This is a genomic window from Enterobacter cloacae complex sp. SHL012, from assembly GCF_049237505.1.
In the GTDB taxonomy this organism is placed as follows: domain Bacteria; phylum Pseudomonadota; class Gammaproteobacteria; order Enterobacterales; family Enterobacteriaceae; genus Enterobacter; species Enterobacter kobei.
The window spans coordinates 178,506-191,886 of record NZ_JBMKIZ010000005.1; the positions used below are offsets into that span (position 1 = coordinate 178,506).

General features: G+C 56.9%; 10 protein-coding genes and 1 other annotated feature. Of the genes, 8 read left to right on the top strand and 2 right to left on the bottom strand.

What is annotated here, in order from left to right; translation table 11 throughout:
* Window positions 1-75 precede the first annotated feature (75 nt).
* The 7 genes from dnaX (at window position 76) to ACOTY9_RS17595 (ending at window position 8,272) form a co-directional block, all read left to right on the top strand.
* Window positions 76-2,001 carry a DNA polymerase III subunit gamma/tau gene (gene dnaX, locus ACOTY9_RS17565; RefSeq protein WP_348565993.1) on the top strand — a complete coding sequence of 642 codons (1,926 nt, stop codon included), beginning with the start codon at window positions 76-78 and terminating at the stop codon, window positions 1,999-2,001.
* Window positions 1,331-1,395: a sequence feature (DnaX frameshifting element), on the top strand. (Overlaps the previous gene by 65 nt.)
* Window positions 2,002-2,055: 54 nt before the next feature.
* Complete coding sequence (locus ACOTY9_RS17570; protein WP_014882811.1) at window positions 2,056-2,388, top strand: YbaB/EbfC family nucleoid-associated protein; 333 nt, start codon at window positions 2,056-2,058, stop codon at window positions 2,386-2,388.
* Window positions 2,388-2,993 (top strand): recombination mediator RecR, encoded by a 606-nt coding sequence (recR, locus tag ACOTY9_RS17575; RefSeq protein ID WP_014882812.1) that lies wholly within the window; start codon window positions 2,388-2,390, stop codon window positions 2,991-2,993. Before ACOTY9_RS17570 ends, recR begins: the two co-directional genes overlap by 1 nt.
* Window positions 2,994-3,103: 110 nt before the next feature.
* Window positions 3,104-4,978 (top strand): molecular chaperone HtpG, encoded by a 1,875-nt coding sequence (htpG, locus tag ACOTY9_RS17580; protein WP_348565994.1) that lies wholly within the window; start codon window positions 3,104-3,106, stop codon window positions 4,976-4,978.
* Window positions 4,979-5,173: 195 nt separating this feature from the next.
* Complete coding sequence (gene adk / locus ACOTY9_RS17585; protein ID WP_006809841.1) at window positions 5,174-5,818, top strand: adenylate kinase; 645 nt, start codon at window positions 5,174-5,176, stop codon at window positions 5,816-5,818.
* Between the two features lie 124 nt (window positions 5,819-5,942).
* Complete coding sequence (hemH, locus tag ACOTY9_RS17590) at window positions 5,943-6,905, top strand: ferrochelatase (protein ID WP_348565995.1); 963 nt, start codon at window positions 5,943-5,945, stop codon at window positions 6,903-6,905.
* A 62-nt stretch (window positions 6,906-6,967) separates the two neighbouring features.
* The gene (locus tag ACOTY9_RS17595) at window positions 6,968-8,272 is read left to right on the top strand and encodes an inosine/guanosine kinase (RefSeq protein WP_023336829.1); all 1,305 of its coding nucleotides are present in this window, start codon (window positions 6,968-6,970) and stop codon (window positions 8,270-8,272) included.
* Window positions 8,273-8,363: 91 nt separating this feature from the next.
* On the opposite strand, the gene ybaL is transcribed toward ACOTY9_RS17595, so the two are convergent.
* Window positions 8,364-10,040, bottom strand: coding sequence for a YbaL family putative K(+) efflux transporter (ybaL, locus tag ACOTY9_RS17600; protein ID WP_014882816.1), 1,677 nt, complete (start codon window positions 10,038-10,040; stop codon window positions 8,364-8,366).
* Between the two features lie 232 nt (window positions 10,041-10,272).
* On the bottom strand, window positions 10,273-11,475 hold the full coding sequence (locus ACOTY9_RS17605; protein WP_023332256.1) for an MFS transporter: 1,203 nt from the start codon (window positions 11,473-11,475) through the stop codon (window positions 10,273-10,275).
* A 164-nt stretch (window positions 11,476-11,639) separates the two neighbouring features.
* Here ACOTY9_RS17605 and ushA point away from each other — a divergent pair, with 164 nt between their 5' ends.
* A complete protein-coding gene (gene ushA / locus ACOTY9_RS17610; RefSeq protein WP_045269147.1) occupies window positions 11,640-13,292 on the top strand; it encodes a bifunctional UDP-sugar hydrolase/5'-nucleotidase UshA in 1,653 nt (550 codons plus the stop codon).
* Window positions 13,293-13,381 lie beyond the last annotated feature (89 nt).

Consider the following 13,381-nt stretch of genomic DNA (forward strand, 5'->3'; position numbering starts at 1 on the left):
AACCTCGCTCAATGGGTGAGGTTGTGATAGCATTCCCCTCCATAAATTCACCTTCCAGCGTTGCAGAGCCTGCCCATGAGTTATCAGGTGTTAGCCCGTAAATGGCGACCACAAACCTTTGCTGACGTTGTCGGTCAGGAGCATGTGCTGACGGCCCTGGCGAACGGCTTGTCGCTAGGTCGCATCCATCACGCCTATCTTTTCTCCGGCACCCGCGGCGTCGGTAAGACCTCAATTGCCCGTTTGCTGGCGAAAGGTCTCAACTGCGAAACCGGGATCACCGCCACGCCGTGCGGCGTGTGTGATAACTGCCGGGAGATCGAGCAGGGGCGTTTTGTCGATCTGATCGAGATCGACGCCGCCTCGCGCACGAAAGTCGAAGATACCCGCGATCTGCTGGACAACGTACAGTACGCCCCGGCGCGCGGTCGCTTCAAGGTCTACCTGATCGATGAAGTGCACATGCTGTCGCGCCACAGCTTTAACGCCCTGCTGAAAACGCTGGAAGAGCCGCCCGCGCACGTGAAATTCCTGCTGGCGACGACCGATCCGCAAAAGCTGCCGGTCACCATTCTGTCCCGCTGCCTGCAGTTCCACCTGAAGGCCCTGGACGTAGAACAGATCCGCGCCCAGCTCGAACACATTCTCGACGAAGAGAAGATCGTCCACGAGCCGCGCGCCCTGCAACTGCTGGCGCGTGCAGCGGGCGGCAGCCTGCGTGATGCGTTAAGCCTGACCGACCAGGCGATTGCCAGCGGTGACGGTAAGCTCTCTACCGAAGCAGTCAGCACCATGCTCGGTACGCTGGATGACGATCAGGCGCTTTCACTCATCGAAGCGATGATTGCCGCCAACGGTGAGCGCGTCATGACGCTGGTCAATGCTGCTGCTGGCCGGGGGATTGAATGGGAAGCGCTGCTGGTTGAGATGCTCAGCCTGCTGCACCGCGTGGCGATGCTGCAGCTTTCTCCGTCGGCAATTGGCGCAGATATGGCCGCCATTGAACAGCGGATGCGCGAACTTGCCCGCACCGTGCCGCCTGCCGATGTACAGCTTTATTACCAAACCCTGCTGATTGGCCGTAAAGAGCTGCCGTTCGCGCCGGATCCCAGGATGGGCGTAGAAATGACGCTGCTGCGCGCGCTGGCGTTCCACCCGCGCATGCCGCTGCCGGAGCCGGAAGCGCCGCGGCAGTCTTTTGCCCCGGTCGCCCCAACGGCGGTGATGTCACCTCAGCAGGTGCCACCGCAGCCGACACCGCCGCCGCAAAACGTGCCGCTGTCGGATGCCACCAGTTCGGTGCTTGCCGCTCGCAGTCAGCTGCAGCGTGCGCAGGGAGTAACCAAACCAAAAAAGAGTGAACCGGCAGCGCCAGGAAGAGCGCGGCCGGTGAACAACGCCGCGCTTGAACGACTGGCCTCGGTAACGGAGCGCGTACAGTCGCGCCCGGCACCGTCCGCGCTCGAGCAGAAAGCCCCGGCGAAAGAAGAGGCATACCGCTGGAAGGCGACCACCGTTGTCGAAACGGTAAAGGAAGAGGTCGCTACGCCGAAAGCGCTGAAAAAGGCGCTGGAGCATGAGAAAACGCCGGAGCTTTCCGCGAAGCTCGCAGAAGAATCTATTGCCCGCGATGCCTGGGCCGCTGAGGTCAGCAAACTCCAGCTGCCGAAGCTGGTCGAGCAGGTTGCGCTGAACGCCTGGAAAGAGCAGGACGGTAATCAGGTGCGTTTACACCTGCGTCCTGGTCAGCGACACCTGAATTCGCCAGGCGCGCAGAAGGCGCTGGCCGAGGCGCTCGCCACATTACAGGGTGCGCCGGTTGAATTGACTATCATTGAAGATGATAATCCGGCAGTGAAAACGCCGCTTGAGTGGCGCCAGGCCATTTATGAAGAGAAACTCGCGCAGGCGCGCGAGGCGATTATTGCGGATAACAACATTCAGACCCTGCGCCGGTTCTTCGACGCCGATCTGGATGAAGAGAGTATTCGCCCCATTTGATCGTGAGTCTGACTTACGGTTGTAATCCTTAAACGTGAAAGAAGAGAGAAGCCTATGTTTGGTGGAAAAGGCGGTCTGGGTGGCCTGATGAAGCAGGCTCAGCAGATGCAGGAAAAAATGCAGAAGATGCAGGAAGAGATCGCTCAGATGGAAGTCACGGGTGAATCCGGTGCCGGTCTGGTCAAGGTGACCATCAACGGTGCGCATAACTGCCGTCGCGTTGAAATCGACCCAAGCCTGCTCGAAGACGACAAAGAGATGCTGGAAGATCTGGTTGCTGCCGCGTTTAACGATGCTGCGCGCCGTATCGACGAAACCCAGAAAGAGAAAATGGCCTCTGTTTCCAGCGGTATGCAGCTGCCGCCGGGCTTTAAGATGCCATTCTGATGCAAACCAGTCCGCTGCTCACGCAGTTAATGGAAGCACTGCGCTGCCTGCCGGGCGTTGGCCCGAAGTCGGCGCAGCGCATGGCGTTCACGCTTTTGCAGCGCGATCGCAGCGGCGGGATGCGCCTGGCGCAGGCTCTGACCCGCGCGATGTCAGAAATTGGTCACTGTGCGGATTGCCGCACCTTTACCGAGCAGGATGTGTGTAACATCTGCTCGAATCCGCGTCGTCAGGAGAACGGTCAGATTTGCGTGGTGGAGAGTCCGGCGGACATCTACGCCATCGAACAAACCGGGCAGTTTTCCGGCCGCTATTTCGTGCTGATGGGGCATCTCTCCCCGCTGGACGGTATCGGCCCGGACGATATCGGTCTTGACCGCCTTGAACAGCGTCTTGAGTCCGAAACGATTAAAGAGGTGATCCTCGCCACCAACCCAACGGTGGAAGGGGAAGCAACCGCCAACTACATCGCCGAGCTGTGCTCACAGTACGGCGTTGACGCCAGCCGCATCGCCCACGGCGTGCCGGTGGGTGGTGAGCTGGAGATGGTGGACGGCACCACGCTGTCGCACTCTCTGGCCGGGCGTCACAAGATTATTTTCTGACCAAACGGAGGCTGCGTTCGCGGCCTCCGCTTGAAATTTCTCTCCCTTATCCCCATCTCTCACTCAACGTTTTACAACCCCATTAAATGGCATTGTTGAGGTCGACTTAGATGAAAGGACAAGAAACCCGTGGTTTCCAGTCAGAAGTAAAACAGCTTCTGCACCTGATGATCCATTCCCTGTATTCCAACAAAGAAATCTTCCTGCGTGAGCTGATTTCCAACGCCTCCGATGCGGCGGACAAGCTGCGCTTCCGCGCGCTGTCTAACCCGGATCTGTATGAAGGCGACGGCGAGCTGCGCGTGCGCGTCTCTTTCAATAAAGAGAACCGCACCCTGACCATCGCTGATAACGGCATTGGGATGAACCGCGACGAGGTGATCGACCACCTCGGCACCATCGCCAAATCCGGCACTAAAGCGTTCCTTGAGTCCATGGGCTCTGACCAGGCGAAAGACAGCCAGCTGATCGGTCAGTTCGGCGTGGGCTTCTACTCAGCGTTCATCGTGGCGGACAAAGTCACCGTGCGTACTCGTGCGGCGGGCGACTGCGCGGAGAACGGCGTGCTCTGGGAATCCAAAGGCGAAGGTGAGTACACCGTTGACGACATCACCAAAGCAGACCGCGGGACTGAAATCACCCTGCACCTGCGTGAAGGGGAAGATGATTTCCTGAACGACTGGCGCGTACGCTCCATCATCAGCAAATATTCCGATCACATCGCTCTGCCGGTTGAGATTGAAAAACAGGAAGAGAAAGACGGCGAAACCGTGGTCTCCTGGGAGAAAATCAACAAGGCGCAGGCGCTGTGGACGCGCAACAAGTCTGAAATTAAAGACGACGAATATAACGAGTTCTACAAGCACATCGCCCACGACTTTACCGACCCGCTGACCTGGAGCCACAACCGGGTGGAAGGGAAGCAGGAGTACACCAGCCTGCTGTACATCCCGGCGCAGGCCCCATGGGATATGTGGAACCGCGATCACAAGCACGGCCTGAAGCTGTACGTGCAGCGCGTCTTCATCATGGACGACGCCGAGCAGTTCATGCCGAACTACCTGCGCTTCGTGCGCGGCCTGATCGATTCTAACGATCTGCCGCTCAACGTCTCCCGCGAGATCCTGCAGGACAGCACCGTCACCCGTAACTTGCGCAACGCCCTGACCAAACGTGCGCTACAGATGCTGGAAAAACTGGCGAAAGACGATGCGGAAAAATACCAGACCTTCTGGAAACAGTTTGGCCTGGTGCTGAAGGAAGGCCCGGCAGAAGACACCGCAAACGTTGAAACCATTGCTAAGCTGCTGCGCTTCGCCTCCACGCACACCGACTCCTCCGCGCAGACCGTGTCGCTGGAAGAGTATGTCTCCCGCATGAAAGAAGGGCAGGAGAAGATCTACTACATCACCGCCGACAGCTACGCGGCGGCGAAGAGCAGCCCGCACCTGGAGCTGTTGCGCAAGAAAGGCATCGAAGTGCTGCTGCTGTCTGACCGCATCGACGAGTGGATGATGAACTACCTGACCGAGTTCGACGGTAAAGCGTTCCAGTCGGTTGCAAAAGCCGATGAGTCCATCGACAAGCTGGCGGATGAGGTAGATGAAAGCGCGAAAGAAGCCGAGAAGGCGCTGGAGCCGTTCGTTGAGCGCGTGAAAACCCTGCTGGGTGACCGTGTGAAAGAGGTACGTTTCACTCACCGTCTGACCGATACCCCGGCCATTGTCACGACCGATGCCGACGAAATGAGCACTCAGATGGCGAAGCTGTTCGCTGCGGCGGGCCAGGCGGTGCCGGAAGTGAAATATATCTTTGAGCTTAATCCGGATCATCCGCTGGTGAAACGCGCGGCGGATACCCTGGACGAAGCACGTTTTGCCGAGTGGGTTGAGCTGCTGCTGGATCAGTCCCTGCTGGCCGAGCGCGGCACGCTGGAAGACCCTAACCTGTTCATTAAACGTGTGAATGCGCTGCTTCTGGCGTAACTGACCACGCCTCCCCTGGTCTTCTCCCTCTCCCCGTGGGAGAGGGCCGGGGTGAGGGCTCCAGACCGCACTCACCCAAATTATCTCCCCCCGTTAACCGTTTCAGCCTTCCCGCCTTCCTTGAGCGATGTCCGTTCTGGTGGTATTGTTTAGCGCTTTTGAAAAATTGAAACGACATTTGAGGGGATTTTCGCAATGCGTATTATTCTGCTTGGCGCTCCGGGCGCGGGTAAAGGAACTCAGGCTCAGTTCATCATGGAGAAATACGGTATTCCGCAAATCTCCACCGGTGACATGCTGCGCGCCGCTGTAAAATCTGGCTCCGAGCTGGGTAAACAAGCGAAAGACATCATGGACGCAGGCAAGCTGGTAACCGACGAGCTGGTTATTGCGCTGGTCAAAGAGCGCATTGCACAGGAAGATTGCCGTAACGGTTTCCTGCTGGACGGCTTCCCACGCACCATTCCTCAGGCTGACGCCATGAAAGAAGCGGGCATCAACGTGGACTACGTTCTCGAGTTCGACGTACCGGACGAGCTGATCGTTGACCGTATCGTTGGCCGTCGCGTACACGCTGCTTCTGGCCGCGTTTACCACATCAAATTCAATCCGCCTAAGGTTGAAGGTAAAGACGACGTGACCGGCGAAGAGCTGACCACCCGTAAAGACGATCAGGAAGAGACCGTGCGTAAACGCCTGGTGGAATACCATCAGATGACCGCGCCGCTGATCGGCTACTACACCAAAGAAGCGCAGGCGGGTAACACCAAATACGCCAAAGTCGACGGCACCAAAGCCGTGGCTGACGTACGTGCAGAGCTGGAAAAAATCCTCGGCTAATCGCGCGCCTCTCACCCGGGTCCCCGGGTGAGAAATATTCTCACCTTACCTATTACAGCAATGGGTTTCGTTTAAACGCATTTCCGCTACAATTGACAACCTATCAAATGGTTAAGAGGCGTGAATGAGTCAGGCGAAAACCGGCATCCTGCTTGCCAATCTGGGCACTCCAGAAGCACCTACATCAGACGCGGTAAAACGCTACCTGCGACAATTTTTAAGCGACACGCGCGTTGTGGATTTCCCGAGACTGCTGTGGTGGCCGCTGCTGCGTGGCGTGATTCTGCCGATTCGTTCTCCGCGCGTCGCCAAACTCTATCAGTCCGTCTGGATGGAGGAGGGCTCGCCGCTGATGGTTTACAGCCGTCGTCAGGAAAAAGCGCTGGCTGCCCGCTTGCCGGATATGCCCGTCGCGCTCGGCATGAGCTACGGAAAACCGTCCCTGGAAAGCGCAGTGGAATCACTGCTGGCGCAGGGTGTAGACCATATCGTGGTGCTGGCGCTCTACCCGCAATACTCCTGCTCGACGGTGGCCGCCGTCTGGGACGAGCTGGCGCGCATTCTGGCGACCCGTCGCCGCATTCCTGGCGTGACCTTTATTCGCGATTACGCCGATAACGATCTCTACATCAAGGCGCTTGCCAACAGCGCGCGCGCGTCGTTTGAAAAGCACGGCGAGCCGGATCTGCTGCTGCTCTCCTATCATGGGATCCCACAGCGTTTCGCCAACGAAGGGGATGATTATCCGCAGCGCTGCCGCGATACCACCCGTGAGCTGGTTTCCACCCTCGGCCTGCCGCCGGAAAAAGTGATGATGACCTTCCAGTCGCGCTTCGGTCGCGAGCCGTGGCTGACACCGTACACCGATGAAACCCTCAAAATGCTTGGCGAGAAGGGGATTAAGCACATTCAGGTGATGTCGCCAGGCTTCTCGGCGGACTGCCTGGAAACCCTGGAGGAGATCGCGGTGCAAAACCGGGAATTTTTCCTTGAGGCTGGCGGCGAAAAGTACGAGTACATTCCGGCGCTTAACGACTCGCCTGAACATATCGACATGATGGTCTCGCTGGTGACGAACAGCCGCTGATCGCACTCCAGGCCGGGTTTGTGCTACCATTCCCGGCCCATATTCTTCATACAGTTCAGACCATGAAATTTCCCGGTAAACGTAAATCCAAACACTACTTTCCCGTTGATGCGCGCGATCCGCTCCTGCAGCAAATCCAGCCTGAAAATGAAACCAGCGCCGCCTGGGTCGTTGGTATCGACCAGACGCTGGTGGACATTGAAGCGAAAGTGGATGATGAGTTTGTCGCCCGTTATGGTCTGAGCGCCGGTCACTCACTGGTGATCGAAGACGACGTTGCCGAAGCGCTGTACCAGGAGCTGGTGCGTGAAAATCTCATTACCCATCAGTTTGCCGGGGGGACCATCGGTAACACTATGCACAACTACTCCGTGTTGGCCGATGACCGCTCGGTACTGCTCGGCGTGATGTGCAGTAACATTGAAATCGGTGGTTATGCCTACCGCTATTTGTGCAACACCTCCAGCCGTACCGATCTGAACTATCTTCAGGGCGTTAACGGGCCGATTGGCCGCTGCTTCACGCTGATCGGCGAATCTGGCGAACGGACTTTTGCCATCAGCCCGGGTCATATGAATAAGCTGCGCGCCGAGAGTATTCCGGAAGCGGTGATTGCGGGTGCCTCTGCGCTGGTATTGACCTCCTATCTGGTACGCTGCAAGCCGGGCGAGCCGATGCCGGAAGCGACCATGAAAGCGATCGAGTACGCGAAAAAGTACGACGTGCCGGTGGTTCTCACGCTGGGCACCAAATTCGTGATTGCCGATAACCCCGAGTGGTGGCAGGCGTTCCTGAAAGAGCACGTCTCAATTCTGGCGATGAACGAAGAAGAGGCCGAAGCGCTCACCGGTGAGAGCGATCCGCTGCTGGCCTCTGACAAAGCGCTGGACTGGGTGGATCTGGTGCTTTGCACTGCCGGCCCCGTCGGGCTCTATATGGCGGGCTTTACGGAAGAAGAGAGCAAACGCAAAACCCAGCACCCGTTGCTCCCTGGCGCGATTGCCGAGTTCAACCAGTACGAGTTCAGCCGCGGTATGCGCCATAAAGATTGCCTCAACCCGCTGCGTATCTACTCCCACATTGCGCCTTATATGGGCGGACCGGAGAAGATCATGAACACCAACGGGGCGGGTGACGGCGCGCTGGCAGCACTGCTGCACGACATTACCGCCAATGCCTACCACAAAACCAACGTACCAAACTCCAGCAAACACAAGTTCAACTGGCTGACCTATTCGTCGCTGGCGCAGGTGTGTAAGTACGCGAACCGCGTGAGCTATCAGGTGCTGAACCAGCATTCACCGCGCTTAACGCGTGGCCTGCCGGAACGGGAAGACAGCCTCGAAGAGGCTTATTGGGACAGGTAAAAGCAAAACGGCAACCCTGTTGCCGTTTTTAGTGTTTGTCCCCTCTCCCTGTGGGAGAGGGTCAGGGTGAGGGCATCAGACCGCAAAAATCTTACCCCGTAACAGCCTCTTCAACCGGCGGTTTCGCCAGCAGCGTCAGCATCGTGTTCGCAATCTCACGTTCGCCCATCACTACCTTATCCGCACCGCGCTCGGTGATGTACTCCACCTCATCGTCATAATGCGCCCGGGCGATAATCTCAATATTGGGGCATTTCTCACGCGCGGTGGCTACAATCTCGCCCGCTTCATAGCCATTCGGAATAGTCAGCAGCAGCCAGCGCGCGCAGTCCAGATGCGCCAGCGCCATAATCTCCTCGTTCGCCGCATTGCCCAGTACCGCACGTATACCACGCTCGCGCAGTTCATCAACGCGGGTGCGTGAGGTTTCAATCACCACCAGCGGAATGCCCTGCGCCATCAGCTTCTCACCGAGCAGGCTGCCCACGCGACCAAAGCCGACCAGCAGCGCATGGTTGCAGATATCCACCGGGATTTGCTTCTCCTCTTCGATGGCTTCTTCCAGCGTCTGCTCTTCCAGCGTTTCGGTTTTATCGAGGTATTTTTCCAGCAGGGCAAACAGGACCGGGTTCAGCATAATCGACAGAATCGCCCCCGCCAGCACCAGATTCTGCCCGGCCTGGGGCAGCAGGTTCAGAGCCATACCCAGACCCGCGAGGATAAAGGCGAACTCACCAATCTGCGCCAGGCTGGCGGCAATCGTCAGCGCCGTACGCGGGGAGTGGCCGAACATCCGCACCAGGAAGAAGGCGGCGAGCGACTTACCGAAGATAATGATCGCCAGCGTGCCCAGCACGGCCAGCGGCTGCTGAACCAGAATCATCGGATCAAACAGCATGCCGACGGAGACAAAGAACAGCACGGCGAAGGCATCACGCAGGGGCAGGGTGTCATGCGCGGCGCGGTGGCTCAGCTCAGACTCGTTCAGCACCATTCCGGCGAAGAACGCGCCCAGGGCAAAGGAGACGTCGAACAGTTCTACAGCGCCAAAAGCGATCCCCAGCGCCAGCGCCAGCACGGAAAGCGTAAACAGCTCGCGGGAGCCGGTCGCCGCGCTGCGGGACAGGATCCACGGCACCAGACGACGGCCCACCAGCATCATGATGGCGATAAACGCCACCACTTTACCGATGGTGATACTCATATCCAGCGCCAGCGAGGCGAAGCCGATGTTGTCTTTTTCCATCATTCCGGCGACGGCAGGCAACAGCACCAGCGTCAGCACCATCACAAGATCTTCCACAATCAGCCAGCCTATCGCGATTTGCCCGCGCTGGCTGTCTATCAGCTGTCTCTCTTCAAGCGCGCGCAGCAGCACCACGGTACTGGCGGTTGAGAGACACAGCCCAAATACGATACCGGTCATCAACGACCAGCCCAGCACGGCCGAAAGCGCCATCCCCAGCAGCGTCGCCACCCCTATCTGGGCGATCGCGCCAGGTATGGCGATCGACTTTACCGCCATCAGGTCCTTCAGGGAAAAGTGCAGGCCAACACCAAACATCAGCAGAATCACGCCTAATTCCGCCAGCTCAGGCGCCAGCTTGGTATCCGCGACAAAACCTGGCGTAAACGGTCCCGCCAGAACCCCCGCTAATAAATAGCCGACAAGAGGAGAAATACGCAGTTTATTGGCAATCATGCCAAGGATAAAAGCGAGCACAAGTCCACCAACAATGGTGGTGATAAGCGGTGTGGCGTGGTGCATTCCGTCTCCTTTCGCGGTGAGTGTTCCATTTTTGGCGTGAATACCAAAAGACCAGGTAATAGTTTATGACAATTTTTGCCCTTATGTTTATGAATAATTGTTGAAGTTTGAATAAAACGGCAATATGCGCGTAAAAAAGCGCATATTGATAAATTCAGGTCAGGGATGGAGAGGAAACCCTTATGGCATAAGGGGAGCAGGTAGCCAAAGTTTTACTTTGGCTACCTGTAATTCACGCTTTGTGACGGTTATCAGGCAGGAATATGGTCAACATCCCCAGAAGTGGCAGGAAAGCACAGATTTTGTAAACCAGGAAGATGCTGGTGTGATCCGCGACCATCCCCAACACCGCTGCACCAAGCCCGCCCATACCGAAGGCGAAACCGAAAAAGAGTCCGGAAACCATACCGATACGGCCCGGTAACAGCTCCTGGGCATAGACCAGAATGGCGGAAAATGCCGAGGCGAGGATAAAACCAATGATCACGGTTAAAATGCCCGTCCATTCGAGGCTGGCATACGGCAAAATAAGGGTAAACGGCGCGACACCGAGGATAGAGCCCCAAATAACATATTTCCGGCCAATCTTATCGCCCACCGGCCCGCCAATAACCGTTCCGGCAGCAACCGCGAAAAGGAAGGCAAACAGGTGGATTTGCGCATTTTGTACCGATAATCCGAATTTTTGCATCAGATAAAAGGTGTAATAGCTGCTGATGCTTGCCATGTAGAAGTATTTCGAGAAAATCAGCACCAGCAGTACGGAAACCGCCAGAATGACCTTATTCCGGGGCAGGGGATTGATAACCTTCGCTTTAGGTTTCCCCTTATTTACGCGATGCTGAGCGGCATACCAGCGGCTGATCTGCGCCAGCACGATAATCGCCAGCAGTGCGGCCAGCACAAACCACGCCACGTTCCCTTTGCCATACGGGGCGATAATCACCGCCGCCAGCAAGGGGCCGAGGGAGCTGCCAAAGTTACCGCCGACCTGGAAAAGTGACTGCGCCAGCCCGTGGCGGCCGCCGGAGGCCATACGCGCCACGCGTGAGGACTCAGGGTGGAAGACGGACGACCCGGTACCCACCAGCGCGGCAGCAATCAACACCGCCTCAAAGCTGCCAGCCATCGCCAGCAATACCAGACCGCTCAGGGTAAAGCACATGCCAATCGGCAGCGACCACGGCATCGGGTATTTGTCCGTCCAGTAGCCCACCACCGGTTGCAGCAGCGAGGAAGCCAGCTGGAAGGTGAGGGTGATCATCCCGATCTGCACGAAAGTTAACGAAAACTCGGACTGCAGCAGCGGATAAATTGCCAGAATCAACGACTGGATCATGTCGTTGAGCAGGTGCGAAAGACTGATTGCGCCTAATACCTTAAAAGAGGTGCGCGATTTTGGCGGCGACGCCGGGGTTGATTCGCTGATTGCCATAAATACCACGTTGTTTTGTTATTAGAGATGCAGGGTGTAATTATTATCCGACTAACATACCCGCCCGGGACATTTGAAGAAAGTCGCAATTCTGAAAACTTATTTGTCTATTATTGTGAGTCACTGTAATTTTTGCCTTTGTCTATTGGTCAGGGAGAGAGAAGATGAAGTTAATGAAGCGGGGCGTCGCGCTGGCGCTCATCGCCGCATGGGGTCTGGTAAGCCTGCCCGCGCAGGCGTATGAAAAAGATAAAACCTATAAAATCACCATTCTGCATACCAACGATCATCATGGTCATTTCTGGCGCAGTGAATATGGCGAATATGGTCTGTCGGCGCAAAAAACGCTGGTGGACGGCATTCGCAAAGAGGTGGCAGCCCAGGGCGGCAGCGTGCTGTTGCTCTCAGGCGGTGATATTAATACCGGCGTGCCGGAATCTGATTTACAGGATGCCGAGCCGGATTTCCGTGGCATGAATCTGATTGGCTACGACGCGATGGCCGTCGGTAACCATGAGTTTGATAACCCGCTGACGGTGCTGCGTCAGCAGGAAAAATGGGCCAAATTCCCCTTCCTCTCCGCCAACATTTACCAGAAAAGCACCGGCGAACGGCTGTTCAAACCCTGGGCGCTGTTTAAGCGTCAGGATTTGAAGATCGCAGTCATTGGCTTAACCACCGACGATACGGCAAAAATCGGCAATCCCGAGTTCTTTACGGATATTGAATTCCGCAAACCGGCAGACGAAGCGAAGCTGGTGATTCAGGAACTGCAGCAGAACGAAAAGCCGGACGTGATTATCGCCACCACGCACATGGGGCACTACGACAACGGTGAGCACGGCTCCAATGCACCCGGCGACGTGGAGATGGCGCGCAGCCTGCCTGCAGGGTCACTGGCCATGATTGTGGGTGGTCACTCACAGGATCCGGTGTGCATGGCATCGGAGAATAAAAAACAGGTGGATTACGTGCCGGGCACGCCGTGTGCGCCGGACCGTCAGAACGGTATCTGGATTGTGCAGGCCCACGAATGGGGTAAATACGTGGGCCGGGCGGACTTTGAGTTCCGTAACGGCGAGATGAAACTGGTGCACTACCAGCTTATTCCGGTCAACCTGAAGAAGAAAGTGACCTACCCGGACGGGAAAAGTGAGCGCGTACTTTACACGCCAGAGATCGCTGAGAACCCGCAGATGCTCTCCCTGCTGACACCGTTCCAGAATAAAGGCAAAGCGCAGCTGGACGTGAAAATCGGCACGCTTAATGGTCGTCTGGAGGGGGACCGCAGTAAAGTCCGCTTCGTGCAGACCAACATGGGACACCTGGTGCTGGCGGCGCAAATGGCGCGCACCGGTGCTGATTTTGGCGTGATGAGCGGGGGCGGCATTCGTGACTCTATTGAAGGCGGAAATATCACCTACAAGGATGTCCTGAAGGTGCAGCCGTTTGGTAACGTAGTGGTCTATGCCGACATGACCGGCAAAGAGGCGATTGACTACCTGACCGCCGTCGCGCAGATGAAGCCGGATTCCGGGGCCTATCCGCAGTTTGCCAACGTCAGTTTTGTGGCAAAAGACGGCAAGCTGAATGATCTGAAGATCAAAGGCGAACCGGTCGACCCGGCAAAAACCTACCGTCTGGCGACGTTGAGCTTTAACGCCACCGGCGGCGACGGTTATCCGCATATTGATAGTAAACCGGGCTATGTGAATACCGGCTTTATTGATGCGGAAGTGCTGAAGCAGTACATCGAGCAGAATTCACCGATTGACGTGAACGCGTATGAGCCGAAGGGTGAGGTGAGCTGGCAGTAGTCTGGTATTTTGCCGGGTGGCGGCTTCGTCTTACCCGGCCTACATGCGAATCGTAGGCCCGGTAAGCGCAGCGCCACCGGGCAATTTTC

Coding starts and splice junctions, on each gene's coding strand:
- dnaX (WP_348565993.1), top strand. CDS start 76: ATGAGTTATCAGGTGTTAGCCCGTAAATGGCGACCACAAACCTTTGCT.
- ACOTY9_RS17570 (WP_014882811.1), top strand. CDS start 2,056: ATGTTTGGTGGAAAAGGCGGTCTGGGTGGCCTGATGAAGCAGGCTCAG.
- recR (WP_014882812.1), top strand. CDS start 2,388: ATGCAAACCAGTCCGCTGCTCACGCAGTTAATGGAAGCACTGCGCTGC.
- htpG (WP_348565994.1), top strand. CDS start 3,104: ATGAAAGGACAAGAAACCCGTGGTTTCCAGTCAGAAGTAAAACAGCTT.
- adk (WP_006809841.1), top strand. CDS start 5,174: ATGCGTATTATTCTGCTTGGCGCTCCGGGCGCGGGTAAAGGAACTCAG.
- hemH (WP_348565995.1), top strand. CDS start 5,943: ATGAGTCAGGCGAAAACCGGCATCCTGCTTGCCAATCTGGGCACTCCA.
- ACOTY9_RS17595 (WP_023336829.1), top strand. CDS start 6,968: ATGAAATTTCCCGGTAAACGTAAATCCAAACACTACTTTCCCGTTGAT.
- ybaL (WP_014882816.1), bottom strand. CDS start 10,040: ATGCACCACGCCACACCGCTTATCACCACCATTGTTGGTGGACTTGTG.
- ACOTY9_RS17605 (WP_023332256.1), bottom strand. CDS start 11,475: ATGGCAATCAGCGAATCAACCCCGGCGTCGCCGCCAAAATCGCGCACC.
- ushA (WP_045269147.1), top strand. CDS start 11,640: ATGAAGTTAATGAAGCGGGGCGTCGCGCTGGCGCTCATCGCCGCATGG.